The organism is Maricaulis sp., from assembly GCF_030149235.1.
In the GTDB taxonomy this organism is placed as follows: domain Bacteria; phylum Pseudomonadota; class Alphaproteobacteria; order Caulobacterales; family Maricaulaceae; genus Maricaulis.
Map to the genome: position 1 here is coordinate 64,824 of NZ_JASBRW010000004.1, position 25,550 is coordinate 90,373.

General features: G+C 62.8%; 25 protein-coding genes. 11 read left to right on the top strand and 14 right to left on the bottom strand.

What is annotated here, in order from left to right; translation table 11 throughout:
* Positions 1–10: 10 nt before the first annotated feature.
* Positions 11–1,993: a PBP1A family penicillin-binding protein gene (locus Q1V51_RS00615; protein WP_300551705.1), complete on the top strand. Its 1,983-nt coding sequence runs from the start codon at positions 11–13 to the stop codon at positions 1,991–1,993.
* Between the two features lie 84 nt (positions 1,994–2,077).
* Positions 2,078–3,691: a hypothetical protein gene (locus Q1V51_RS00620; protein WP_300551707.1), complete on the top strand. Its 1,614-nt coding sequence runs from the start codon at positions 2,078–2,080 to the stop codon at positions 3,689–3,691.
* Here the strand turns inward: Q1V51_RS00620 and phaZ are convergent.
* Both phaZ and Q1V51_RS00630 read right to left on the bottom strand, forming a co-directional pair.
* Positions 3,688–4,956: a polyhydroxyalkanoate depolymerase gene (gene phaZ / locus Q1V51_RS00625; RefSeq protein ID WP_300551709.1), complete on the bottom strand. Its 1,269-nt coding sequence runs from the start codon at positions 4,954–4,956 to the stop codon at positions 3,688–3,690. The two genes, Q1V51_RS00620 and phaZ, sit on opposite strands and share 4 nt — an antisense overlap.
* Before the next feature lie 38 nt (positions 4,957–4,994).
* A complete protein-coding gene (locus Q1V51_RS00630; protein ID WP_300551710.1) occupies positions 4,995–5,684 on the bottom strand; it encodes an SCO family protein in 690 nt (229 codons plus the stop codon).
* Positions 5,685–5,819: 135 nt separating this feature from the next.
* On the opposite strand from Q1V51_RS00630, the gene Q1V51_RS00635 reads away from it, so the two are divergent.
* Together Q1V51_RS00635 and Q1V51_RS00640 are read left to right on the top strand one after the other, a co-directional pair.
* Entirely contained in the window at positions 5,820–7,151 is a 1,332-nt protein-coding gene (locus tag Q1V51_RS00635) for an ActS/PrrB/RegB family redox-sensitive histidine kinase (protein WP_300551712.1), read from the top strand.
* A gap of 110 nt (positions 7,152–7,261) precedes the next feature.
* Positions 7,262–7,771 (top strand): ActR/PrrA/RegA family redox response regulator transcription factor, encoded by a 510-nt coding sequence (locus Q1V51_RS00640; protein ID WP_366522677.1) that lies wholly within the window; start codon positions 7,262–7,264, stop codon positions 7,769–7,771.
* On the opposite strand, the gene Q1V51_RS00645 is transcribed toward Q1V51_RS00640, so the two are convergent.
* Both Q1V51_RS00645 and acnA read right to left on the bottom strand, forming a co-directional pair.
* On the bottom strand, positions 7,768–8,511 hold the full coding sequence (locus Q1V51_RS00645) for a DUF1223 domain-containing protein (protein WP_300551715.1): 744 nt from the start codon (positions 8,509–8,511) through the stop codon (positions 7,768–7,770). The two genes, Q1V51_RS00640 and Q1V51_RS00645, sit on opposite strands and share 4 nt — an antisense overlap.
* 78 nt (positions 8,512–8,589) lie before the next feature.
* Positions 8,590–11,265 carry an aconitate hydratase AcnA gene (gene acnA / locus Q1V51_RS00650; protein WP_300551716.1) on the bottom strand — a complete coding sequence of 892 codons (2,676 nt, stop codon included), beginning with the start codon at positions 11,263–11,265 and terminating at the stop codon, positions 8,590–8,592.
* Positions 11,266–11,421: 156 nt separating this feature from the next.
* Here acnA and ccmA point away from each other — a divergent pair, with 156 nt between their 5' ends.
* Genes ccmA through Q1V51_RS00675 form a run of 5 tightly spaced genes read left to right on the top strand, consistent with a single transcriptional unit; the run spans position 11,422 to position 14,188 of the window.
* Positions 11,422–12,069, top strand: coding sequence for a heme ABC exporter ATP-binding protein CcmA (gene ccmA, locus Q1V51_RS00655; protein ID WP_300551718.1), 648 nt, complete (start codon positions 11,422–11,424; stop codon positions 12,067–12,069).
* Positions 12,066–12,737: a heme exporter protein CcmB gene (locus Q1V51_RS00660; RefSeq protein ID WP_300551719.1), complete on the top strand. Its 672-nt coding sequence runs from the start codon at positions 12,066–12,068 to the stop codon at positions 12,735–12,737. The genes ccmA and Q1V51_RS00660 overlap by 4 nt, the downstream gene beginning before the upstream one ends.
* A gap of 52 nt (positions 12,738–12,789) precedes the next feature.
* Positions 12,790–13,518 (top strand): heme ABC transporter permease, encoded by a 729-nt coding sequence (locus Q1V51_RS00665; protein WP_300551720.1) that lies wholly within the window; start codon positions 12,790–12,792, stop codon positions 13,516–13,518.
* Positions 13,518–13,673, top strand: a complete 156-nt coding sequence (gene ccmD, locus Q1V51_RS00670; RefSeq protein ID WP_300551721.1) for a heme exporter protein CcmD — start codon at positions 13,518–13,520, stop codon at positions 13,671–13,673. Before Q1V51_RS00665 ends, ccmD begins: the two co-directional genes overlap by 1 nt.
* Positions 13,673–14,188: a hypothetical protein gene (locus Q1V51_RS00675; RefSeq protein ID WP_300551722.1), complete on the top strand. Its 516-nt coding sequence runs from the start codon at positions 13,673–13,675 to the stop codon at positions 14,186–14,188. The genes ccmD and Q1V51_RS00675 overlap by 1 nt, the downstream gene beginning before the upstream one ends.
* A 207-nt stretch (positions 14,189–14,395) precedes the next feature.
* Here the strand turns inward: Q1V51_RS00675 and Q1V51_RS00680 are convergent, their stop codons facing one another.
* The 10 genes from Q1V51_RS00680 to Q1V51_RS00725 form a co-directional block, all read right to left on the bottom strand.
* Positions 14,396–15,004, bottom strand: coding sequence for a MarR family transcriptional regulator (locus Q1V51_RS00680; RefSeq protein WP_300551724.1), 609 nt, complete (start codon positions 15,002–15,004; stop codon positions 14,396–14,398).
* Positions 15,005–15,093: 89 nt separating this feature from the next.
* Complete coding sequence (locus Q1V51_RS00685) at positions 15,094–15,735, bottom strand: septation protein IspZ (protein WP_300551725.1); 642 nt, start codon at positions 15,733–15,735, stop codon at positions 15,094–15,096.
* 12 nt (positions 15,736–15,747) lie between these two features.
* Entirely contained in the window at positions 15,748–16,602 is an 855-nt protein-coding gene (locus tag Q1V51_RS00690; RefSeq protein WP_300551727.1) for an EamA family transporter, read from the bottom strand.
* A gap of 3 nt (positions 16,603–16,605) precedes the next feature.
* Positions 16,606–17,535, bottom strand: a complete 930-nt coding sequence (ftsY, locus tag Q1V51_RS00695; protein WP_300551728.1) for a signal recognition particle-docking protein FtsY — start codon at positions 17,533–17,535, stop codon at positions 16,606–16,608.
* Positions 17,532–18,779 carry a tRNA (N(6)-L-threonylcarbamoyladenosine(37)-C(2))-methylthiotransferase MtaB gene (mtaB, locus tag Q1V51_RS00700; protein ID WP_366522678.1) on the bottom strand — a complete coding sequence of 416 codons (1,248 nt, stop codon included), beginning with the start codon at positions 18,777–18,779 and terminating at the stop codon, positions 17,532–17,534. Before mtaB ends, ftsY begins: the two co-directional genes overlap by 4 nt.
* Before the next feature lie 249 nt (positions 18,780–19,028).
* Complete coding sequence (locus Q1V51_RS00705) at positions 19,029–20,870, bottom strand: DUF885 family protein (RefSeq protein WP_300551732.1); 1,842 nt, start codon at positions 20,868–20,870, stop codon at positions 19,029–19,031.
* 77 nt (positions 20,871–20,947) lie between these two features.
* Positions 20,948–21,775: a hypothetical protein gene (locus tag Q1V51_RS00710; protein WP_300551734.1), complete on the bottom strand. Its 828-nt coding sequence runs from the start codon at positions 21,773–21,775 to the stop codon at positions 20,948–20,950.
* A gap of 6 nt (positions 21,776–21,781) precedes the next feature.
* A complete protein-coding gene (locus Q1V51_RS00715) occupies positions 21,782–22,648 on the bottom strand; it encodes a hypothetical protein (protein WP_300551735.1) in 867 nt (288 codons plus the stop codon).
* 82 nt (positions 22,649–22,730) lie between these two features.
* Positions 22,731–23,609 carry an SDR family oxidoreductase gene (locus Q1V51_RS00720; protein ID WP_300551737.1) on the bottom strand — a complete coding sequence of 293 codons (879 nt, stop codon included), beginning with the start codon at positions 23,607–23,609 and terminating at the stop codon, positions 22,731–22,733.
* Between the two features lie 63 nt (positions 23,610–23,672).
* Positions 23,673–24,536, bottom strand: coding sequence for an SDR family oxidoreductase (locus Q1V51_RS00725; RefSeq protein WP_300551739.1), 864 nt, complete (start codon positions 24,534–24,536; stop codon positions 23,673–23,675).
* Positions 24,537–24,774: 238 nt separating this feature from the next.
* Between Q1V51_RS00725 and sdhC the strand changes: the two genes are divergently transcribed.
* Both sdhC and sdhD read left to right on the top strand, forming a co-directional pair.
* Positions 24,775–25,167, top strand: coding sequence for a succinate dehydrogenase, cytochrome b556 subunit (gene sdhC / locus Q1V51_RS00730; protein ID WP_300551741.1), 393 nt, complete (start codon positions 24,775–24,777; stop codon positions 25,165–25,167).
* A gap of 2 nt (positions 25,168–25,169) precedes the next feature.
* Entirely contained in the window at positions 25,170–25,547 is a 378-nt protein-coding gene (gene sdhD, locus Q1V51_RS00735) for a succinate dehydrogenase, hydrophobic membrane anchor protein (protein ID WP_300551743.1), read from the top strand.
* Positions 25,548–25,550 lie beyond the last annotated feature (3 nt).

Genomic DNA, 25,550 nt, shown 5'->3' on the forward strand with positions numbered 1-25,550 from the left:
GGGATTAAGCATGCCGCGCTCAGCAAACGCCGACCGTTCGCAACGGCGCCGCCCAGTCGCGCCGCGCCGGCGCAAGCCGGGCCGGCGCAAGGGCGGTGTTGGCTGGTTCAAGGCACTTTTCGTGCTCGGTGCGGCTGTTGCCCTGGTCCTGGCGGTCTGGATTGTGCTGATCGCCCGGGATCTGCCCGACACGTCGGGTCTCGCGGATGTGGAACGAACCGCATCCATCAGCTTCTATGACCAGACCGGCCGACTGATCGCGCGCCGCGGCTCGGCCCATGGTCGCGCGGCGACGATTGATGAAATCCCTCCGGCTCTGATCGATGCCGTCCTCGCCGTCGAGGACCGGCGTTTCTATGGGCATTTCGGTGTCGACCTGATCGGTACTGTCCGTGCCCTGCTCGCCAACTTGCGTGCCGGCCGTGTGGTCCAGGGCGGTTCGACGCTGACTCAGCAGCTGGCCAAGAACCTGTTCCTGACCCCAGAGCGCACCATCCGCCGCAAGGTGCAGGAAGTGCTGCTCGCTTTCTGGCTCGAGCGGCGTTTCAGCAAGGATGAAATCCTCGAGCTCTATCTCAACCGCGTCTATTTCGGTGGCGGGGCCTGGGGTGTCGAGGCCGCCTCGGCCCGCTATTTCGGCAAGACGGTCTCCGAACTCAATCTTGGTGAGGCCGCGCTCCTCGCCGGCCTGCTCAAGGCACCGTCACGCTACAGCCCCGTCAATGATGCCGACCGGGCGGCAGCCCGTGCCACGGTTGTGCTGGATCTGATGGAGCAGACCGGCCGCATCAGCGCCCAGGAGCGCATTGATGCAGCCTCGACGCCGATTCGCGTGTCGCGCGGCGCCTCCAGCCCGGGTGCGCAATACTTCATCGACTGGATTGCGCCGCAAGTGCGTGAGCTGGCTGGCCCGGATCATGGCGATCTGCGGGTGACGACGACGCTCGACATTGTTGCTCAGCGGGCTGCGGAAGAAGCCCTCGCGCAAACCATGGCTGACCCGGACCAGGCGCGCGGGGCGAGTGAAGCCGCCCTGGTGTCGCTGGCCCACGACGGCGCTGTGCGGGCCATGGTCGGCGGCCGCAGCTATGCCGCATCCCAGTTCAACCGCGCCGTTCTGGCCCAGCGCCAGCCCGGCTCGGCCTTCAAGGCCTTCGTCTATGCCTCCGCTTTCGAGGCCGGCCTGACGCCGGACGATGTCCGCTCCGATACACCGGTCGCGGTCGGTGACTGGGCCCCGGCCAATTACAATGGTGAATACAGGGGCGATGTGACCCTGCGCGAGGCCTTTGCCCGCTCCTCCAATGCGGTTGCCGTTCGCATCGCCGAGGAGACCGGGCGCGGCCACATTGCGCGTTTGGCGAGCCGGCTCGGTATTGAGAGCCGCCTGCGGGTCGACCGGTCACTGGCGCTGGGGGCCTATGAGGTCAACCCGCTGGAGATGGCCGGTGCGTATGCCGCGTTTGCCAATGGAGGATACCGGGCCCAGCCGCACGGCATATTGCTGATCGAGGACCGTGCCGGCGAGGTCATCTACGAAGCCCAGCCCGTTGGGTATGAACGCGTACTCGATGAGCGAACCTATCAGCGCATGCGTCAGCTCTTCCGCTCCGTCGTGAGCTGGGGCACCGGGCGACGGGCCGCGGCCGACGGTATGACCGAGGGTGGCAAGACCGGCACAACGAATGATTTCCGCGATGCCTGGTTCGCCGGTTTTGGTGGTGAGCTGGTGACCGTCGTCTGGGCGGGGAATGATGACAATGCGCCGACCGAACGCGCAACCGGTGGCGGGCCGCCGGCCGCGATTTATGCCGGTTTTGTCCGCAATGCACCGCAATACGGTCTCGCCTCGGAGCCGGCCGGCGCCCCCCTCGCGCTGATGCCGGAGGCCAGCGAGCCGGTTGAGCCCCTGGCCGAACCGGTCGAAGAACCGCCCGTCGCCGAGGAACGCGATCCGATCGCAGCCTTCCTTTCAGGTCTTGGCGGCGACTAGACTCTAATTCCCGGCACAAGCGTCTGGCCACACCCTGTTGAACTCGCTAGTTATTTCACGAACGAATTCAACAGGGGGTTGCTTGTGCGCGTACTCGATCAGATTTTCATCGCCGGCTCGGCTTGCCTCATTCTCACATCGGTCGGCTGGACGCAGGCAGAGCCCTCGCGCAACGAAGCCCTGGCGGCCCTGGCCGCGATCGAGCTGGACCGGTCCCGTCCGGGTGTGCTGAGCTTTGACAGCACGCGCTATGAGGCGGGCAGCGTGATCCTGTCCAATGTGGTGATCTACAATACCGGCGCGGATGAAATCGAGCGCGACGCCAAAGGTCAGCCGCTCGATGACAATCCCTATCTCGGCGCCGACCTGCATATCGAGGAATTGCGTCTCGATGGCCCGCGCCTGAGCTCCGATGACAGCCTGCTGCTGGACGGTCTGGTGATGACGGGCTTTGCCCTCCTGGGGCACGAAAGCAGCGCGGTGTTGAGCCTTGAATCCATCCGTGTGGATGCACCGAGTCCTGACCTGGCAGCGGTGATCGGCGAAGCCTTGCGGGCTCCGAGCGTCGGCGGTGATGACGCGCAATTCGAAGGTGACGAGGTCTCCGCCCGCGAAGTGGTCTTTTCCGGTTTCGTCATGGAGGGCGTGGACGCGGAAGGAACGGATGTCCGCATGCGTATCGAGGACACGCGCCTGACCTATGACGCCGATGCAGCGGCCAGCGGCTTCGTGCTGCGTGACTGGCGTGTTGATACCGAGACCGCGGAGAGTGGCGCGCTTGCCTTCAATGTCGCGGAAATTCGGCTGGACGGTATCGGAATTGATACGATTGGTGGCTGGGGCGAATTCATTGATCAGGATGACCAGGCCGGCTTTATCGAAGCCTATTTCCAGACCTTGATGCTGCAGCCGGGTGAGCTCTACCAGGTCCTCAATATTCGCGATGTCTCGCTCAGCACCAGCGGTGTCGAACTGGCTCTGGACGCCCTGACCGTCAACAATCAGGTCAATGGTGCCCTGACTCGCTCACGGACCCGCTTGAACGGGCTGAGCCTGGTGCCCGATGCCGAGAATGAGGAAGGTGCGACCGTCGCCGCTGGGCTCGCCCAGATGGGTTATGACCAGATCACGCTGCAGGCTGAATTCAACACCAATTACGATGCTGAGACTGGCCGGGTCTGGACCGAGGGCGAGAATTTCTATCGCCTCGAAGACGGGTTCCGGCTCGATGTCGCCTCGGATACATCCGGCTATGACCAGCTCTCTCAAGTCATGGCAGTGGCCGCTGAAGCCGACCGGGATGACGAAGCCGTGGCCCAGGCCATCGGCCAGGATGCGCTCAGTGCGATCCGGATCAATGAGCTCGCGCTGACGCTGACCGATGAAAGCCTGCTGTCACGCTTCTTCACGCGCATGAGCGAGGAGCAGCAAATGCCGGTAGCAGACGCGCGATCCCAGATGGCCGGCGCCGCTGGCCTGATGGCGCTGGGCATGACCCAGTCTTTGGGGCCGGATCTCGGCATGCAGGTGAACCGGGCCCTGACGCGCTTCATCCAGGAAGGCGGGTCGCTGACCGTACGGGTCGCTCCGGATGGTACGCCCACGGTCATGGACATGTTGACGCCGGATGCGAAGAGCGGGGGCTTGAATGTGGCGGCGATGGGTTTGTCCGTGACCCACACGCCGCCGTCGGACTAGCCTTTTCGGGCGGCCAGGGCCTCTGCGCCCTGCTCGTCCCAGAAACCGCGCATTTTCGGCGCGATATGTTCGCGGAAACGACGCCCGTTGAACACGCCGTAATGTCCGACGGAGGGCTGAATCCAGTCCATTTGCAGCGCCTCCGGCAAGCTGGAGCATAAATCGTGCGCGGCCTGGGTCTGGCCGATGCCGGAGATATCGTCCTTCTCGCCCTCGACGGTCAGCAGGGCCACATCCTTGATGGCGGCCGTGTTGACCCGACGGCCATGCACTTCCTGCTCGCCCTTGGCCAGTTTGTGCTCCTGGAAGACGTCCTTGATGGTCTGAAGGTAGAATTCCTCCGACAGGTCCATCACGGCGAGATACTCGTCATAGAAGGTGCGGTGTTTCTCGGCGCTGTCGCCATCACCCTCGACGAGGTGATTGTAGAAATTCCAGTGCGCATCAACATGGCGGTCGAGATTCATGTTCATGAAGCCCGCCAGCTGCAGGAAGCCCGGATAGACCCGGCGCAGCGCGCCTGGATTGGGAGCTGGCACTGTGTGGATCAGGTTCTTGGCGAACCAGTCATAGGGTTTTTCCTCGGCCAGCTTGTTCGGCACGGTCGGTGATTTGCGCGTATCGATCGGCGAACCCATGAAGGTCATCGAGGCCGGGCGGCACGGATCATCATCTTCCGACATCAGGGCAATAGCGGCCAGAGTCGGCGGACCCGGCTGACACACGGCGACGACGTGCACATCAGGACCCAGAAGCGCGATCATCTTACGCACATAGCTGGTGAAGTCGTCGAGGTCGAAGCGGCCATCGGCCAGCGAGACCATGCGGGCGTCCTGCCAGTCGGTGATGTAGACCTCGCTGTCCGGCAGGAAGGTCTCGACCGTGCCGCGCAGCAGTGTAGCGTAGTGACCGGACATCGGTGCGACAAAGAGAACCTTGCGGTCCTGTTTGGGTCCGCGGATCGCGTCGAGGGCCTCATAGTCGCGGCGGAAATGCAGGAGATCACACCAGGCTTCTGACCAGACTACTTCCTCGCGTACGGCGACACGGTGGCCGTCAACGATGGTGTGGTCGAGCATCCATTCAGGCTTGCCATAGCGCCGGGTGACGCTTTCGAACAATTCTGCGGCTGCGGCCATGGTGCGCCCGGCGACAGTATCGCCCATCGGGTTCCACGGTGCCCGGATCATGCGGCGGGTCGCATTGGCGGCGGCGCGCCAGGGCGTCATCGCCATCCGGTTCATTTCATACATGCTGTAGAGCATAAAGCCTCCAGGGCGCAGCCGGCGGGATTACCTGTCCGTCAGGATGCGCCTTCTTCCTCAAGGAAGTCTTGCAACCCCCTCGCCACGGTTTCCGGATCTGTGCCGTGTGCGAAGATGTTGTAGAACTTACCTTCGAAATCCATGAAATAGATGATGGACGAATGATCCATCAGATAATCGTCACCTTCGCCCGAGCGGCGATAAGCGACGCGGTATTCTGCAGCGGCGGCCGCAACCTGTTCCTGCGTGCCGGTCAGCCCGATCAGATTGTCGGGGAAGGCGGGTGAGGACACGTATTGCGCCATTTGCTCGACGGTGTCGCGCTCCGGATCGATAGAGATCAGGATAGGCTGGAAATATGCCCGCTCCTCTTCGGACAGGCGCTCCAGCGCCAGGTCCATGATCTGCATTGAGAAGGGGCAAACATCGGGGCAATAGGTGAAGCCGAAATAGACCAGCATCGCCTTGCCGCGGAAATCCTCGTCGGTGACGGTCTCGCCGAGATGATTGACCAGGGTGAAGGGGCCGCCGATATCGGCCTCGCCGCTGACACGGACGGGTGCCGGACGGTTGACCGTATCGCCGCTTTCCATGGCCATAAGCGTGAAGAAGGTCAGCATCATGACCATTGGGGCGGCGAGGACCAGCAAAACCCAGGCGCGCTCGCGGGCCATCCCGCGGAGGAGGCGGCCAAGAGCCGATCCCTGCTTGTCACCATTTTCGGACATCAGAACTCCATGAGCTGTTCGCCTGTCGGCGAAGCATGATATGCGAGGTCCCCGCGCAAGCATGCTGCGGGTGCGAAACTAGGTTCGGCGAGTTGATATGTCCATCAAGTATGACGAATTTGTGCAGGGTTTCTTATGAGTGATGCGGATTGGGACCCTTATGGCGGGGATGCACATCTGACCCCGGTCTTCGGCCGTTTGCGCCTGCGTACACTGGTTATGTTGCGCTGGCTGGCGGTCACGGGACAGACACTGACCGTGCTCAGCGTGCACTTCATTCTCGGCTTTGAGCTGCCGCTCGGATTCTGTCTCGGCGTCATCATCGCCAGCGCCTGGATCAATACCTGGCTGACCCTGTCCGTGCGGCCGCAGCAATTCGCCAAGGACTGGCAGGCTTTCGCCCAGCTGGTCTACGATGTGCTCCAGCTCTGCGCGCTGCTGATGCTAACCGGCGGTTTGCAGAACCCGTTTGTGGTCATGCTCGCTGCGCCGGTCACCATCGCCGTCGCCGCCTTGCCGCCCCGCTGGTCGGTCGCGATCGCCGTTATTGCCATGCTCGGGACCGGCGCCATGTGGCTGTGGAGCCTGCCTCTGCCCTGGATTGATGGTCAACCGGTGCAATTGCCAGCCTTCTACATCCTCGGCCTGTGGTCCGCGATCTTCATCGCCGTGGCTTTCACAGCTGTCTATTCCTGGCGCGTCAGCCGTGAGGGGCGCTCGATGGCGACGGCCCTGGCGGCAACGCAAAGCGTTCTCTCACGCGAGCAGCGGCTGTCGGCACTTGGGGCCTTGGCTGCTGCCGCAGCGCACGAGCTCGGCACACCTTTGGCCACGATCCAGCTGACCGCCAAGGAAATGCTGCGCGAGCTGCAGGATAACGACCTTCTACGTGAGGACGCGGAGCTGCTGGTGACGCAAGCCCGACGCTGCCGTGACATCCTCAAGCGGTTGAGCCAGGAGCGGACCGCCTCTGACCAGCGCCATGACCGGGTGGAATTCCTGGCAGCGCTCGAGGAAGCGGCGGCGCCTTTGCGGGGGCTCGGACCAATGGTGGATGTCCACCTGGAACAACCCGGAAGCGCTGCTGCGACGGCGGAGCCGGTCCTGCGCCGCATGCCGGAATTGCTTTATGGCGTTGGCAACTTCATCGAGAATGCGGTGGACTTCGCGGAGACCCGGGTCGTGGTCGAGGGGACGTGGGATGATGATTACATCATGATCCGGATCGAGGATGACGGTGCCGGGTTTTCGCTCGAAATCCTGTCCAAGATCGGCGAGCCCTACGTCACCTCCCGTTCCGGTACGCCGGGTCAGGGCGGGCTGGGCCTGGGTGTATTTATTGCCAAGACGATGATTGAAAAAACCGGCGGCGAGGTCAGTTTTGACAATGCCGGTAGCCAGGGCGGCGCTGTGGTGCGTGTGCGCTGGCCGCGTAAACAGGTAGAGGCCGCGCCGATTGTCCGCTAGGACAGGGGCCGGCGACGCACCGGGGCCTTCCCGGGGCAAGACGTGCGATTGAAAACGAGGATTTGAGCGTGAGCGATTTCGAATTCGAGCTTCCCGAAGACAAGACGCTGATGATCCTGGACGATGATGCGCCTTTCCGCACGCGTCTGGGTCGGGCCATGACCGGGCGGGGCTTTATCGTCTCGGCCGTGGGAACTGTCGATGAAGCCCGGGAAATTGCACGCTCTAACCCGCCTGCCTTTGCCGTCCTGGATCTGCGCCTCGAAGACGGTGATGGGCTTGAAGTGGTGAAGGCGCTGCACGCCTCGCGACCGGACTGCCGTGTTGTCATGCTCACAGGGTATGGAAATATCGCCACGGCTGTTGCTGCCGTGAAGGCCGGTGCCGTCGACTACATGTCCAAGCCTGCCGATGCCGACGACATTATAAAGGCTCTCCTGGCGCATCCGGAGGACAAGCCGGAGCCGCCGGAAAACCCGATGTCGGCAGATCGTGTCCGCTGGGAGCATATCCAGCGCGTCTTCGAACTCTGCGATCACAACGTTTCGGAAACGGCGCGTCGCCTCAACATGCACCGCCGGACGCTGCAGCGCATCCTGGCCAAGCGCGCGCCGCGTTAATCCGTCTCGGCTTCGCCGGCAAAAGCAAAGCCGTAAACCGGGCCGCCATTGGCGCCCTGTACGATCGCCATGGTGCCAAGATCACGATAGCTCTCGCCGGTAAACTCCGCCGCGCCACCTTCCCAGCTGCCAATACGGTTCAAGCTCTTGACCATGTTGTAGTGGAGCATGTCGGTACCGGCATTTTCGCCAGCCTGGATTTCCACCGTGGCCCAGCCCGGCGCATAGGAAACCAGCCAGACGTCGAGCGGTTCATCGGGCGTCTCGCCATCAATATTGACGACGAAGGACCCGAAAGGCCCGTCTTCGATAGTGATTTCAGGCGTGTACGGCATGGCGGTTAGGCGCTCGTCCACCGCGTCAGAGACCTTGTCCTCGTTCCAGCCTGGCGCATTGATCGCGCCATCGACGACAAATTGCGGCGTGTAGAGCCGGTTGAGGCCCAGTCGCGGCAAATAGGTGCGCTGACGGGTGACATATTCCGGGCGGGCATAGGTGTCCGCCCAGCCATACATGTCCCAGTAAGATACTCCGAACGCGAGCACGAAGACATTCTCGCGCTGATCCAGCTCGCCGAGATAGCGGTTGGCATCGGGACACAGCCCACAGCCCTGGCTGGTGAAAAGCTCAACCAGGACCGGGCGCGTCTCGCTCGCTTCATCACCCGCAATGGCGCCAGCATGGGCGGATGCGGGGAAAACCAGGCTGATCGCAAAGAAGAAGGCGGCATACATTCGCATGCCGCCTAGATAAGCACTCCCGCCCGGATCGGCCAATCACTTGGCTGTGACACGGGCCGGAGGTTTATGTCGGTCGCATTAATCGCGGGCCAGATTGCGCAGCACGTAATGCAGGATGCCGCCGTGGCGGAAGTATTCCAGCTCGTTCTCGGTATCGATCCGGGCGCGGACTGGGGCGGTCTTCCTGGTTCCGTCCGGGAAGGTGATCTCGACCGTCATGGACGCGCGCGGCTCGAGCTCGGAAACGCCGGTGATAGTCACGGTCTCGTCGCCCTTCATGCCGAGGCCTTCCCAAGAGACGTTCTCCTCGAACTGCAGCGGCAGCACGCCCATACCAATCAGGTTCGAGCGGTGAATCCGCTCGAAGCTCTCGGCAATCACGGCTTTGACACCGAGCAGGCGCGAGCCCTTGGCCGCCCAGTCGCGCGAGGATCCGGTGCCGTACTCCTTGCCGCCAAAGACGACGAGCGGCGTGCCCTCGGCCTGATACTCCATACAGGCGTCGAAAATATCGACCCGCTTGCCGTCTTTCAGCGTGTAGCCGCCTTCAACCCCGTCGAGCATTTTGTTCTTGATGCGGATATTGGCAAAAGTGCCGCGCATCATGACTTCGTGATTGCCGCGACGCGAGCCGTAGGAGTTGAACTCGAGAACCGGAACCTGGCGTTCCTGCAGATAGCGGCCGGCGGGGCTGTCGGCCTTGATCGATCCGGCCGGGGAAATGTGGTCGGTGGTAATCGAGTCTCCGAACAGGCCCATGATCTTGGCGTCAATGACATCACCGGGCGCTTCCGGTTCCATCGTCATGCCTTCGAAATAGGGCGGGTTCTGCACATAGGTTGAAGTGTGATCCCAGGCATAGGTCAGGCCGCCTTCGACCTGGATGGACGCCCAGGCTTCATCGCCCTTGAAGACGTTGGCATAGCGCGTGGCGAACATGTCCGGCGTGACCGAGGACCGGGTTGTGTCGGCGATTTCCTGCGCGCTCGGCCAGATATCCTTCAGATAGACATCATTGCCGTCCTGGTCCTGGCCGATAGCGTCCTTGGTGATGTCGATCGTCATCGAACCGGCAATGGCATAGGCCACCACCAGCGGCGGCGAGGCCAGGTAATTGGCGCGTACATCCGGGCTGATCCGGCCTTCGAAATTGCGGTTGCCGGAAAGCACCGAGGTTGCCACCAGGTCATTGGCATTGATGGTTTTCGAGATCGCAGGCGGCAGCGGGCCGGAATTGCCGATACAGGTGGTGCAGCCATAGCCCACCAGGTTGAAGCCCAGCGCATCAAGATCATCCTGCAGGCCGGCGCGTTCGAGATAATCGGTGACAACCTGGGAGCCCGGGGCCAGCGAGGTCTTCACCCAGGGCTTGACCTTCAGTCCCTTGGCCACGGCGTTGCGGGCCAGCAGGCCGGCGCCGAGCATCACGGACGGGTTGGAGGTGTTGGTACAGGAGGTGATCGCCGCGATGGCGACATCGCCATTGGTGAAGGCGAAATCCTCACCTTCGACCGGTGCCGATTTACCCATTTCATCGCCCTTGCCGTATTCGCGCTCCATGGCCTCCGCAAAGGCCGGCGCGGCTTCGGTCAGGATCACGCGATCCTGTGGCCGTTTCGGACCGGAGATCGCGGGCACGACCGTGGTCATGTCCAGGTGCAGCGTATCGGTGAAGACCGGGTCGGCCTCATAGTCCGGGCGGAACATGCCCTGGGCCTTGGAATAGGCCTCGACCAGGGCGACGCGTTTGTCGTCGCGACCGGTGGCGCGCATGTAGGCCAGGGTTTCATGGTCGACCGGGAAGAAACCGCAAGTGGCTCCGTATTCCGGCGCCATATTGGCGATCGTGGCTTCATCCTCGAGCGAGAGATGGTCGAGGCCGGAGCCGTAGAATTCAACAAACTTGCCGACAACGCCGCGGGCGCGGAGCATTTCCACCACGCGCAGAACGAGGTCTGTGGCCGTTGAGCCTTCCGGCAGTTTTCCGGTCAGTTCAAAGCCGATGACCTCCGGGATCAGCATCGAGACCGGCTGGCCGAGCATGGCGGCCTCTGCCTCGATACCGCCGACACCCCAACCGAGCACAGCGATACCATTGATCATGGTGGTGTGGCTGTCCGTGCCGACACAGGTATCCGGATAGGCGATGGTTTCGCCGTTTTCCTCACGCGTCCACACAGCCTGGGCCAGGTTCTCCAGATTGACCTGGTGGATAATGCCGGTGCCCGGTGGGACAACGCGGAAATTATCGAAGGCCTTGGCGCCCCATTTGAGGAATTTGTAGCGCTCGCCATTGCGCTGGTATTCGCGCTCGACGTTTTTGCTGAAGCTCTGCTCGCCGCCGAAATAGTCGACCATGACCGAGTGGTCGATTACCAGGTCGACGGGAACCTGCGGGTTGATGCGCTCGGGGTCGGCGCCGAGCTTGCCGGCCGCATCACGCATGGCGGCCAGATCGACGACGGCGGGTACGCCGGTAAAATCCTGCATCACCACACGGGCCGGGCGATAGGCGATCTCGTGCGTCGAGCTCTTGCTGGTCAGCCAGGCCGCCATGGCCTCGATATCGTCCTTGGTTACGGTCTTGCCGTCTTCAAAGCGCAGCAGGTTTTCCAGCAGAACTTTGAGCGAGGCGGGGAGCCGGGAGATGCCGGCCAGGCCGTTTTCTTCAGCGGCTTTGAGATCGAAATAGGAATAGGTCTCGCCGGCTGCGGTCAGCGTGCGCTTGCAGGAAAAACTGTCGAGAGAGGCCATTGAGATCGTCCTCGGCTGTAAAGGGCGCGCCTGCGCCGTGGGGGAGGGGAACCGTTTCGGGTTCAGTGCTGCGTGCGTTTTAGCCGCACACATGCTGCGGTGCAATGCGGCCCCAACGCGTTGACGCGAGCCCGGCAATTGGGCGACATGCGGTGAATGACCCAGATTGTCGAAGTCTTGCCGGATCTTGCGCCCTTTGAGAGCTTTGCGCTCAAAGTCGCGGACTTGACCCTGTCCCGGGGGGATTTGCGCCTGGTTGAGGGGCTGAACCTGTCCCTGTCCAGTGGCGATGCGGTGTTCCTGATGGGCGCCAACGGTACCGGCAAGACGACCTTTCTGCATGCTCTCGCCGGCCTTGTCCGGCCCGACCGGGGCCAGATCATGCTGGGCGATACGCCGCTCGACCCTGAAGCCTCCGAATGGATCGGCTGGCTCGGGCATGTCGACGGGCTCAAGCCGAACGAAACCGTACGGGAGACCTTGCGCTTCTGGGCCGGGCTGCAGGGGGAGCGCAAACCGCCGATCATGCCGGTCCTCAAAGCGCTGGATATCGGACATCTCATTGACCGCCCGACGGGGCGTCTGTCGCGGGGGCAACAGCGCCGTGTCGCCTTTGCCCGTGTGGCGGTCGCCAACCGGCCGCTCTGGCTGCTCGATGAGCCGGCAGGTCCGCTGGACCAGCGGGGCCGTGACCGCTTGGCTGAGCTGGTGGCCTGGCATCGGGGGCGCGGCGGTATCGTGATCGCGGCGACGCACCAGACCCTCGATTGGCCCGGAGCGGAAACGCTGGAGCTGATCCGATGAGCGCGCTGCTGCAAGTCTTTGCCCGCGAGGCCCGTCTGGCCTGGGCCGGAGGCGGGGGCGCTGCCGGACCGGCGGCCTTCTTCCTGGCGTGTATCTCCATTGTCCCTCTGGCTGTCGGGCCGCAGGCGGAACGCCTCGTCGCCATGGGCCCGGGCATTGCCGCTATCGCTGCCCTGCTCGCCGTGGTCCAGACCGCTGAGCGCCTGTTTGCCGATGACGCTTCGGACGGAACCCTTGAACTCTATGTTCTGATGCCGGTCAGCCCGGCGCTGCTGGCCCTGGCCAAGGTGCTGGGTCAGTCTGCTGCCACACTGGCACCGCTTCCGTTTATCGCGATGGTCGGCGGGATCATGTTCGGACTCGATTTTGCCCAGTCGGCCCTCGTTGGGCTGGCCCTGTTCTGCGCGCTGCCGGCGCTGGCCCTGATCGCAGGGTTTGCCGGTGCTCTGGCAGCGGGGGTGAAGCGCGGCGGCTTGCTGATCGCCCTGATCGCCATCCCGATGATGATCCCGGCCCTGATCTTTGCCTCCGGTGCGGGCCGGGCAGCGCTTGAGGGCGAATGGGACCGGGCCTGGGCCACCGTCTTGCTCACCTTGGCCGTGTCGCTTGGCACCATGGCGCTGATGCCCTTTGGTATCGCCGCCGCAATGCGGGCCCGGACGGGCTAGTGCGACCGCATGTCAGTTGCCCTTTGTCTGCCGTGTGAGTAAGGGAGCGAGCATGCTGTCCTACTTTTCCAACCCCCAGCGTTTCGACCAGCTCGCCCGCATTGCCATCCCGGTTTGCGGTTTCGGCGGATTGGTCCTGGCCGTGATCGGGGTCTACATCTCCTTCTTCGCCTCGCCTCCGGACTATCAGCAAGGCGATACGGTGCGGATCATGTATGTCCACGTGCCCGCCGCCTACATGGCATCAGCTATCTATGCCGGCATGGCGGTGGCGAGTTTCATCTTCTTCGTCTGGCGCCATTCCCTGGCTGATGCGGCTGCGGACGTCATGGCGCCCATCGGCGCGATCTTTACCGCCCTGGCCCTGGCTACCGGTTCGCTCTGGGGCAAGCCGATGTGGGGCACATGGTGGGAATGGGATGCGCGGATGACCTCCGTCCTGGTCATGCTGTTGATCTATCTCGGCTATATCGCCCTGCGCGGGGCCATTGAGGACCGCCAGCTTGCCGCCCGCATGGCCGCCATCCTGGCCATGATCGGCGTCATCAATCTCGTCATCGTCCGGTTTTCGGTTGAGTGGTGGTCGAGCCTGCACCAGCCGGCTTCGATCATCCGCATGGACGGGCCGACCATTGATGGCAGCCAGCTGACCCCGCTCTTCCTGATGATGGGCGCCTACACGCTTCTAACCGCCTGGCTGGTCTTCTACCGCTTGCGCTCGCGCGCCCTTGTCCAGCGGGCCCGCTCGATCCAGAGCCGCCGTGAGCGGGAGGGCATGTGATGCAGGATTTTCTGAGCATGGGCGGCTATGCGTTTTACGTCTGGGGCTCCTGGGGCGTTTCCGCCCTTGCCATTATCGGTCTGATCGTCTTCGCTCTTCTGGAACGCGCCGGGGCCAGGTCCCGCCTGCGCGAACTGGAAGAGGATGCCGGGTAATGCGGGTATTTCAGGTGCTGGCGCTGGTGGCGATCATCGCCCTGGCGGGTCTTCTCGGCTGGCGCGAATACCAGCTCAATTATGCCCCGCGTCCGGCCCTACCCGCGCTTGAGCTGACCGGGCTGGAAGCCCGCGCTGGCTTTGATCCTTCCGGGCAATCCCAGGCCTATCTCATCAATGTCCTATCGCCCGATTGTCTTGATTGTAGAAGCCAAATGCCGGTGCTGAGCGCCCTGGCGGCTGAAGGCATAACCCTTTACGCCCTGTTCCACGGCGAAGATGCGGATGCCGCCAACCTGTTTCTCGACGAATATGGCGATCCGTTTGCCGGCGTCATGCTGACGACCGGCGACGAGCTGCTCGCCGATTTTGGAACATCCGACCTGCCCTTCACGGTTATCGTGTCCAATGAAGGCGAGATCATCGCTTTGATCGAAGGAGCGATCGATCTGTCGGTGTTGCAGTCGAAAATCTACCCGGCCCTCGAGCGCGAGGCGCGGCGAAACCGCGGCTGACACGGGAGGCAAATGCCATGGATTGGCGATATGAGACGTGGCGCCGGACCGGCCTTGTCCTGATCGGGCTCTTCTGCGTTTTTGGATTGCTGGCCGTGCTGTTGCCCAACCCAGCTTGGGAGCGCGGGGTGGTTACCGTATGGTTGGTAGGCGCTGCCAATATCCTTGGCACCCGTTTGCTCCGCCGCCGAGCAGGCCTCTAGCGGGCTATTCCGCGGCGACCGTACTGTCGGGATTGTTCAGCTTTTTCGCCGCTTTCTTGGCGGCTTTCTTGGCTTTGGCCTTGGCTTTTTCCTTGGCCTTCTTCTTGGCCTTCTTCTTTTTCTCTTTTTCCTTTTCGCGCGCCTTTTTGGCGGCTTCCTCGCCCTTCTCCAGCGTGATCGCGATGCGGCGCAGGGTTTCCAGGAAGCTGGCCCGCTTGTTCTTGGGCAGAGATGACAGGATCGCTTCGTCTGCTTCCATGGCACCGAGCGTGGCGACCTCGAGCAGGGTGCGTCCCTCGGTGGAGAGTTTCACAGCGTTGGCCCGCGCATCGCCCTCGAGCTTTTCCCGCTCCAGCAGCCCGTTCTTGACCATGCGGGCGACGAGCTCGGCCAGGGTCGAACGGTCGATGCCCGTCGCTTTCACGAGATCAGTCTGGGTCAGGCCTTCCTGCTGTGCTGTTGCGTGCAGCACGGCGAACTGGCGCTGGGTCAGGCGCGCTCCGGCCATGGCATTCGTAAAGCGCTCGGAGGCGAATTGCTGGGCCCGATGGAGCAAGTGGCCCGGCGACTCGGCGAGATTGAATCCCGACGTATCAGGCAGTTCTCTCGACATGGTCCACTCCGCGTATGCCCCTGCTCACCATAGGGCCGATTTATAACGCGAAAATGACGATTGTCCGAGCACGGATTTTCACAATCCGATCAGGCCTCGTCCGCTTCGGCTTTCTGGTATTTGAACAGCAGCGGTAATTGCGCCGCGGCGAACAGCATGGAGGCGACAAGCACGCCGAGCTTGGCGTTTGACCAGAAGGCTTCGGTCAGGACCAGACCGTCGAACCAGCGCGCGCTTTCCGGCACGACGGTATCGGTGATGTGGCGCCACATCACCTCATTGGCCAGGGCCAGGACCTGGAACCAGAGTGCCCAGCGGACAGCCAGCAGCGTCCAGGCTTCATCCGGCAGGTCGAAAATATGTTCGAAGAAGATCTTCCAGACATTATGCCCGGCTGCGATCGAGCCAAGGACGAGGAAGGACAGGAAGATATTGATGATGGTCGGCTTGATGTAGATGAAGATCGGGTCCTGCAACCAGATCCCCATGGCCCCAAAGCCCAGCACGATAATCGTGGTGAAGACCAGCATCGGCGGAATGCGGTTCTCGATCCGGATCGACGCGACCAGGGCGATGGTGACCGCGATCATATAGGCCCCGGTGCCAATATAAAGCGCCTGATCCGGCACATAGAAACGGCACACATTGTAGACGAGGATCCAGACCGCGATCGGGCCGGCATCAATCATCAGGCGGGAGGATTGCTCGGTAGTGGACTGGGACTGGCTCACATTTTTCTCCCGTCAGGTCGACATCATACGCATTACTACGAGCCCGAAGGCCAAAAGGATTGCCAGGGCGATGCGTCTTGGGCCGAAGGGTTCTTTCAGGACCCAGGCCGCGAGTAAAGCGCCAAACACGACAGAGGTCTCGCGCAAAGCCGACATCGGGCCGACCGGGGCTACGGAAAATGCATATAAAGCAAAGCCGTAGGACCCGCTTCCAAAGATTGCCGCGACCGTGCCCCAGCGAAGCTCCTGGCGGATCAGACCGGGCAGGGAGCGGCCGCGCCGGATCGCGGCGGTTGCGGTGATCGGGATCGATGTGACGATCAAAAACCAGCCGACATAGACCAGCGGATTGCCGGCGGCGCGGGCTCCGGCGGCGTCATTGACGGAATAGAGCGCGGTCATCATCGCTGCGATGGCAGCAAAGCCCAGCGCAGCCAGTTTCGGTGCGCCGCCTTTCTCGGGCCAGCCAAACCCCAGCACGGCGAGCGAGGCGATGGCGAGGCCCAGGATTTCCCAGGCCGACAGGCTCTCGCCGAGAAATGCCAGCGCGGCAATGGCGGCCAGCGCCGGGGCGCCGCCCCGCATGACCGGGTAGACCAGGCCCATATCCCCACGCTCATAGGCAGCGATCATCGCCATCTGAAAGACCCAGTGCAGCACCGCCCCGATCAGCAGAAAACGCCAGACTTCCCAATCGGGTAACGGGTTGAGGAGAACGATGGGCAGGTAGAAAATCGCTCCTGCCAACATCATGACAGCCCGGAAGGTCAGCCGGTCTTCGGCGCGTTTGGTCAGCAGCCCCATGACCGCGTGCAGGGAGGCCGAAGCCAGCATGGCAAGCGAGGCGAGCGGAAGGGCCTCGCTCAAACCCTAACCCTCGAGTCCGGCAAGGGCGCGGGAGAAGCCTTCGGCGTTGAAGGGCTGCAAGTCCTCTTCGCCTTCGCCGATGCCGATATAGTGGATCGGCAACTGGAACTTCTCGGCCACCTGGACCAGCGCCCCGCCTTTCGCGGTGCCGTCCAGCTTGGTCATGATGACACCGCTGACATCGGAGGCCTCCATGAAGGCCTGGGCCTGGGACACGGCATTGGAGCCGACCGTGCCGTCGAGCACCAGCAGAACCTCATGTGGCGCATCGGGGATTTTCTTGCGGATCACCCGGACGATCTTCTTGAGCTCTTCCATCAGCTCGGACTTGTTCTGCAGCCGCCCAGCCGTATCGATCAGAACGACATCGCGGCCCTCGGCCTGCGCCTGTTCCAGGGCGTCAAAGGCCAGCCCCGCGGCATCGGCACCGATCTCGCGCTTGACCACAGGCGCCTTGGCGCGCTCGGCCCAGACCGACACCTGTTCGATGGCCGCCGCGCGGAAAGTATCGCCGGCGACGAGCAAGGGATTGCGGCCCTCGCGTTTCAGCTTGACGGCGATCTTGCCGAGCGTCGTGGTTTTGCCCGAGCCGTTGACGCCGACGAAGAGAACGACGCGGGGCTGTTCGCCGTCGAGGGCCAGCGGGCGTTCGAGCGGTTCGAGGGTTTCTGCCACCACCTCGGCCAGGGCCTCGCGCACTTCCTCGTCGGAGACTTCCTTGTCGAAACGGTCCTTGGCCAGGCGTTCGGTGACGCGCATGGCAGCCTGGGCGCCCAGGTCTGCCGCAATCAGCGTGTCTTCCAGCTCCTCGAGCGCTTCAGCATCCAGCTTGCGCTTGGTGAAGATCGCCGTGACGCTTTCGCCGAGCTTGGAGGAGGTGCGCTTGAGGCCGGCGGCCAGTCGGGAAAAGAAACCCGGCTTCTTCTCACTCATTGAGACAAAATCCCGTGCAGTTCACGCCCGTCATGGCGCGAAACCTCAATATTCACAAGAGCTCCCGGTCGAGGGGCCGTATTTTCGTCAAACCGGATGGCGGCAAAATTGGCGGCCCGGGCAAAACCGGGGCGCTCTACCAAAGCGCCCTCGATACGGCCGATCATGCCGTCGAGATGCTGTTCCAGCGCCGCTTCCGCCCTGGCTCGCAATTGCTGGGCGCGATCCTTGATCAGGGCGCGGTCGAGCTGCGGCATGCGGGCTGCCGGTGTGCCCGGGCGCGGCGAAAACGGGAAAACGTGCAGATAGGCCAGGTGGCATTCATCCACCAGAGCCAGCGAATTGGCGAACATCGCGTCGGTCTCGGTGGGGAAACCGGCAATGATATCGGCGCCAAAGGCAATCTCGGGACGCTTGGCTTTCAATCCCTGGCACAGGGCGATGGCATCTTCGCGCGAATGACGCCGTTTCATGCGCTTGAGGATCATATTGTCGCCGGCCTGGAGCGAAAGATGCAGATAGGGCGCGATCCGTGCCTCACCGGTGACCGCGTCGAACAGGGCGTCGTCGATCTCGATGGCATCGATGGAGGACAGGCGCAGTCGCGGCAGATCCGGTACCTGGGTCAGGATCGCCTGAACCAGCCGGCCCAATTGCGGTTCGCCTGGCAGGTCGCCACCCCAGGAGGTCAGGTCGACCCCGGTCAGCACCACCTCGCTATGGCCCTTGTCGACCAGTGCCTTGATCTGGTCGACGACCTCGCCGGCCGGGACCGAGCGGGAATTGCCGCGGCCATAGGGGATAATGCAGAAGGTGCAGCGATGATCGCAGCCGTTCTGAACCTGGACATAGGCGCGGGCGCGATTGTCCATGCCGTCGACGAGATGGCCGGCGGTTTCACGCACGCTCATGATGTCGTTGACGCGCACTTTCTCGCTGCCGCCGAGCAAGGTTGCCGGCTCGAAGGTCTCGGCCTTGAGCTTGTCATCATTGCCGATCACGCGATCGACCTCGTCCATCTTGGCGAACATGTCCGGGTCGACCTGGGCGGCACAGCCGGTGACGATGATCTTCGCGTCCGGGTTTTCGCGGCGGGCGCGGCGGATCTGCTGGCGTGCCTGGCGCACGGCCTCATTGGTCACGGCGCAGGTATTGACCAGAATAGCGTTGGTCAGCCCCTTTTCGCGCGCATGCTGACGCATCACCTCGCTCTCCCAACCATTGAGGCGGCAGCCGAAAGTCATGATGTCGAGGCCTGGCTCCCCGGGCGTTTGCACCTGGGACGGCGTGTCGGCTCCGGACGCGGCAGGATTGTCGTCACGCGCTTGGGTCATGGCCGCTGGATAAGGGGGCTGGAGGGCGGATTGTCAAGCAGGACGGCTCAGGCCGCCGGTGTGAAGCGCTACCCCGGGGTCGGCCATCAGGCCAGTGCCAACGAGAACGGGCGGCTCATTGAGCCGCCCGTTGATCATCTGGCTACGGCAGGCAGGCGATCACTCCGCCGCAGCGGCTTCCTGCTCGTCCATCCAGCGCCGCATCTTGGCTTCCAGCGCGGAGAGCGGCATGGCGCCGTCTTGCAGCAGGGTGTCGTGGAAATCGCGGATGTCGAAATTCTCGCCCAGGCGTTCCTCGGCCTCGGCGCGCAGATCGCGCATCAACAGCTCGCCGGTCTTGTAGGCCAGGGCCTGGCCCGGCCAGGCGATATAGCGCAGGACCTCGGTGCGCACATTGTGCGGAGCCAGGGCGGAGTTCTCGAGCAGGCAGGCTTCGGCCTCCTCGCGCGTCCAGCCCATATAGTGCATGCCGGTATCGACCACGAGGCGGCAGGCGCGCCACATCTCATAGGTCAAGCGGCCGAAATGCTCGTACGGCGTGCGGTAGAGGCCCATATCGATGGCGAGGTTCTCCGTGTAAAGGCCCCAGCCCTCGCCGAAGGCCGTGATATAGGTCTGCTGGCGGAAGGCCGGCACGTTTTCCAGCTCGCGGGCGATGGCGATCTGGTGGTGATGGCCCGGTACCGCCTCGTGCACGGTCAGTGCCGGCAGGACGTAGAGCGGGCGCTGGTTGAGGGCGTAGGTGTTGACCATATAGCCTCCGGCAATGCCGCGTTCCGGATCGCCCGGCCAGTAGCGGCCGGTCGTGTAGGTCGGCGCCATGGTCGCCGGGACCGCGCGCACGCCATAGGGCAGCCGCGGCAAATTGCCGAAGAAGCGCGGCATGGCGTCGTCCGCCAGCTTGGACAGGTAGGCCGCGTGCATCAGCAGCTCTTCTTCCGTCTCGGCGTAGAATTGCGGATCGGTGCGCAGGAAGTTGAGGAAGTCGGCGAACGACCCTTCAAACCCGGTCTCGGCGATGACTTCTTCCATCTCGCCACGAATGCGGGCGACTTCGGCGAGGCCGCGCTGGTGCACTTCCTCTGGCGAGGTGTCCAGCGTCGTGTGATAGCGCGTCACGGACTGGTAGTATTCGCGGCCCCCCGGCACGTCGGAAATACCGATCGTGTCGCGGGATCCCTCGTAATACTCGCCCTGGAAGAAGTTCAGCAGGTTTTCATAGGCCGGCAGAACCGTTTCATTGATGGCGGCCATGGCTTCGTCGCGCAGGCGGGTGCGCTCGCCCTCGTCGAGTGCCTCGGGCAGCGCATCGATTGGCGCGATGAGCATGTCGCGCAGCGTTTCCGGATCGTTGAGGCTCTCCATCTGCGAGATGACACCGTCGACGATGATGCGTGGCTGGGTGAAGCCGGTCTCGATGCCTTCGCGCATCCAGGTGATATTCTGGTCGAACACGCCGGGAATGCCATTGAGGCGCTGGATCCAGGCCTCGCCCTCCTCGATCGTCCGCGGACGGGTGGAGGAGGCGGCATAGGTCGGCCCGGTGAAGAAGCCGCTATCGGACATGAAGGGCGTGCGCGAGGTGTCGAACTGGGCCAGTTCGACCTGGAATTTGAGCAGGTAGTCGAGAACGACATAGGAAACCTGCTCGCTCTCGGTCAGCGTAGCTACATCGATGGCTTCCAAGCGCTCCAGGAATTCCGCTTGGCGTGCGGTCTGGGCGGCTTGCGCTTCGCGGGAGATGTCATCCCACTGGCCCATGGCCTCGACATCGCCCCGGCGGGCGCGGGCATTCGTGCTGTTCTCCACCCGATAGGCTTCGAACTCCTCGATCAGCGCATTGAAGGCGACAGAGGCTTCGCTTTCTGCCACAGCGGCTGCTTGGGCGGCCGTGCTCTCAGCAGCGGTCTCGGGCGCCTGGTCGGCCGGAGCAGGCGCTTCAGTGGCGGGTTGGCAGGCGGCGACCAGCAGGCTGGCGGCGGCGATTGGAACAAGACGCATGAGTTCTCCCCTTATTACCGGTCTCGGCAATTCCTGTGTCGGCGCACACTGTGTAGCCGGACAAGTCGGGGAGCAATCTAGTTCAATGGACGTCCGGCGATAAGGGCCGCGCAGCCATTGGTCTGTAAATCGCCCTCTCCGGGGATGATGTGCTGGCCGCGTTCAACAGAGCCATCGGTCGGCCTGTAGGACATTTCCGTCACCGTCCCATCTTCCAGACGCACCCGGAAAACACTGTCGACGCTGGCATTGCCATAGCTGCCGCCAATGCGGCCTTCGAACGTCATGCCCGGCGCGAACCCGGCTGCTGCCGCCGGCCCGTCCGGGTCGACAGAGACGAGAACAAACTCGCCCGCCTCATTGCGCATGCCTTCCATGCCATAGACGAAGCGCGGCCGCTCGAATTGTTCGACCGTACCGCAAGCACCGAAACTGTCCTCTGGCAACGCGACCGGCTCGCCCTGCATGATATGGCGCTCTACGAGTTCGCTGATATCGAGGCCGGTGACCTCCTGGGTGACCCGTGTGAGGCGTCGAGCCGGAGCTCCCTCCTCCCCCGTTTCGCGTAGGGCGAACATGACATCGTCGAGATCCTGCGACCCGTCGCTGTGCATGCGGATCAGGTGATCGAGCAAACCGGCGAACACCATGCCGCGGTGATAGGCGAGGCGCTGATACGGTGCGCTCGACCAGAATCCGCCAACAATGCCGCTATTCGGGGCTCCGCGGACCGGCGAGAAACTGTCCTCCAGCAAGGCTTCATTCCAGTTTGCGATGGCCGTCTGTGCATCCCAGACCCCGCCAAGGACGCCGGCCCGCTGGGTCAGGAAGTCGGTGAAGCCTTCGGAGAACCAGTAATCGGCAATCTGTTCTTCTGAGCCCTCAATAAACCCGCCCAGCCGCACCGGGTTTCAGGTGTGGACGTGCTCGTGCTGGAGAATGCGCAACAGTGTCATGGCATCGCCGTTATCGGTGGCGAAAAAGGCAAAGCTGTCGGCCAGGTTGGTGCCGCCGAGGGTGGAATAATTGGGCTGCGAGATCAGCGGCAGGGCTGTGACCAGGAAGGGCTCGCCCTGTGTGCCCCAATAGGTCTGGTTGGCGCGGAGAACGCCTTCAACGCCGGAGAAGAAGTCCGCATCGGAGAAACCGATATCGCCGCGCATGGCCACGCGGAGGGGGGCACCCGCGATATCGGCTTCGGACAGGCGGAAGTCACCGGCGACGATAACCGAGGTGAGGAAATCCTCCGCGTCCGGCTCGCCTTCGTGCTGCAGGTCGGAAATCAGAGGCCAGGCCTCAGTGTTGTCGTTCTGCCAGAGGCCGAAGCGGTAATCGGTCAAATTCTGTGGATAGATGAAGACGGTATGTCCGATCATGTGGACATAGTCCTCAGTGACCACCGGGCGGTAATAGTCATGGGCCAGTGCGTCCGGATCGCCGGGACGGTCTGGTATGATGCGCCATTGCAGTGCGATGCGTGCGCCTGGTTCGTGCCGGATCAGTCTTTCGCTGGCGCTGTCACCGTCGGCCAGTTCGCCGGCACTCAGAAGGGTAAGGTCCGAGACGTTTTTCCAGAGGTCCGCCTCGCCGCCCCACTCATTGGGCAGGATGACAGCCGTTTCGCCGTCCTCTTCGCCGGTGAATACCAGGCTCATGCGAACATCGGCGATCTCACCGGCGCGCGGCGTCACCTCAATCGTATAGAGCGCCATGTCCGCCGCTGCGGTCATCGGGCTGGTCTGTGCTGCAAGAGCAGCCGCCAAGGCGGTGAGTGTCATTCTGGTCCCCGGTCCATATCGCTTTTCGATAAATGCCTTCTCGCAGAGAAAGCGAATCGGGGCCAATTAAGCTTTGGAAAGATTAGTTCTTGAGGCGGAATCTCTGCGTCAGGCCGAGACGTTTGGTGACAAGCTCATCGACTTTCCGGGCTGGCAGGAGTTTCGGCAGCGTCCAGTTGGTGAAGCGCTGGGGCACGATGGCATAACGGAAATTCGGCTTGGCGTCGGTGAAGGCGCGATAGACGCGATCGGCGATCTTGGACGGCGGGAAACCCTTCTCGCCCATGCTTGACATGTAATTCCGAAGGCCGACCAGGGCATCGTAGAAGACCGACTTCTCATAGCCGGAGACATCCACCTCGTCCGACTTGGCCCAAATCGGGGTCGACACCGCGCCGGGGCCGATCACGATGACCTGGATGCCGAAGACATTGAGTTCGCGGCGCAGGGATTTCGACAGGCCTTCAAGACCGTGCTTGGAGGCGGCGTAAGGCGCGAGGAATGGAGCGCCCATCTCGCCGGCCATGGACGACATCATCACGATCCGGCCCGGCGGCCCCTCCAGTGCAAGATCAGCCCCGAGAAGCGGTCCGAAAGCCTGGGTGACGCGCAGCTGGCCGGTCAGATTGATGGCAATCTGGCGCTCGAAATCCTCGATTGGCAGTTCCAGGATCGGGCCGGCCACGGCGACGCCCGCATTATTGACCAGACCATTAAGCGTACGACCGTCCAGCGCGTCGCGGACCTGGGCGGCGGCCTTGTCGATCGCCGGCTGATCGGTCACGTCCATGAAGAGCGGGGTGACGCTGTCGCCGAAAGCATCGGTGAGTCGCTTGGCGTCTTCCGGCTTTCGCACGGCGGCGAAGACATGCCATTTCTTGGATACGAGTTTTTCGACGCAGCCATAACCGATACCGGTCGATGCGCCGGTGACGACGGCGGTTTTCTGGGTCTTGCTCACTTGGATCTCCCTCTTTGGCGGGGAAGTTAGCGCCTTTTGACGCTTTGGCCATGGCCGGGTGAGCTAGTCCTCAACAATTCCCGCCCGGCGCGCGATGATACGGTCGAGCATGCGTGCCGGCATCAGCTTGGGAAGGGTCCAGTTGTTGAACCGGTCGGGCACTACGGCATAGGCCAGGCGCGGCTCGGTCTCGGTGAGGGCGCGGAAGATGCGGTCAGCGATGATTTCCGGCTTGAGTCCTTTCGGGCCCATCGCGGTGAGGAAATCGCGAAAATGCGTCATTGCCGGATAGAGCGGGGAGTTGTGATAGGGCGTCGCATCAACCTCGCCGGCCTTTTCCCAGATCGGTGTCGCCACCATACCTGGTTCGATCATGATGACCTTGATACCGTAATGCTGCAGCTCAATGCGCAGGCATTTCGACAGGCCTTCGACCGCGTGCTTGGAGGCGAAATAGGGCGCCATGAAGGGAGAGCCGAGCTGCCCGGCGACCGAAGACAGCATGACAATCCGGCCCGACTCGCCCGTGCGCGCCTTGTCGGTCCCCAGCAGCGGCCCGAAGGCCTGGGTGACGCGCAGGACCCCGGTGACATTGATGTCCATCTGCTGCTGGAATTCCTCGATCGGCAATTCCATCGCCGGCCCGCCCATGGCGACGCCGGCATTATTGACCAGCCCATCCAGGCGCCTGCCGCCCAGGGCTTCCGCGACCTGGCTGGCCGCCCGGGCGATGGAGGCGGCGTCCGTGACGTCCACCATCAGAACTGTGACGGCTTCGCCGAAAGCTGACTGGACCTCATCAGCTTCGGTTTGCGTCATCACGGTTGCGAAGACATGCCACCCCTCGGCCACGAGACGCTCCGTTGTCGCGCGTCCAATCCCCGAGACGGTACCAGTGACGACGGCGGTTTTTGAGTTTTGATGCATCAGTTATGGCCTCCTGGAATCTTACGCTAAAGCGCTGTTGGGGCAGGACCAATCCTTAAGACGGTATGAAAAGTGTCGGCAAGTTGTCAGCGGGGTGCGCCGGGGCGCGTTGACCCTGACATTTCCCGGCCTATTGTGCCATCCCGATACTTATTCCTGTTGCGTGACGGGGCTTCACGCGACGTTTCGCCGAACAAGAGACCGGCCCTCCCGGCCGATCAGAAGGAAGGGGCACCGCATGTCTTCCGAGTGGTCTGACCCGCGTCCGATGTCACCGCACCTGCAGGTGTGGCGCTGGCATGCGACGATGGCGTCTTCAATACTGCACCGCGCCACGGGCGTGGCCAATTATGTCGGCGCTGTCGCCATCGCTGTCTGGATCATCCTGCTGGCGGTCGGCGCCGAGTCGAGCATCGGCTTCTTGTTCGAAGGCTGGATGGCCTGGGTGACCCGTTTCGGCCTCATCGCCCTGACCTATTCGGTCAGCTATCACTGGCTCAACGGCCTGCGCCACCTGTTCTGGGATTTCGGCAAGGGTTATGACGCCAAGGGTTCAAACCAGCGTTCCATCCTGATCATGATCGGTGCCGTAATCCCGACGGCTCTGCTCTGGCTCAATCTGGGGAATTGATCATGTCGGATTATCGTACCCCTACCGCCAAAGTCCGCGGCCTCGGCGCTTCCGGTCATGGTGCCGGTCACTGGATCGCACACCGCGTGTCCTCGATCGCCATGTTCCTTCTTGCACCTGTCTTCGTCTGGATGCTGGCCACCTCCGGTGCTCCTGATGCCGATGCGATGCGCGCCTTCCTCGCCTCGCCGGCCGGTTCCATTGTGACCCTGCTGACCCTGACTGCGGCGTTCTATCACATGCGCATGGGTATGCAGGTGATCATCGAGGACTACATCCACAAGCCGGGCACGAAGGTGTTGCTTCTGGTCGGCAATACGCTGCTGACCATGGGCCTGTGGCTGGTCACCGCCTTCTTCCTGGTCAAATTCGCGCTGTAACGG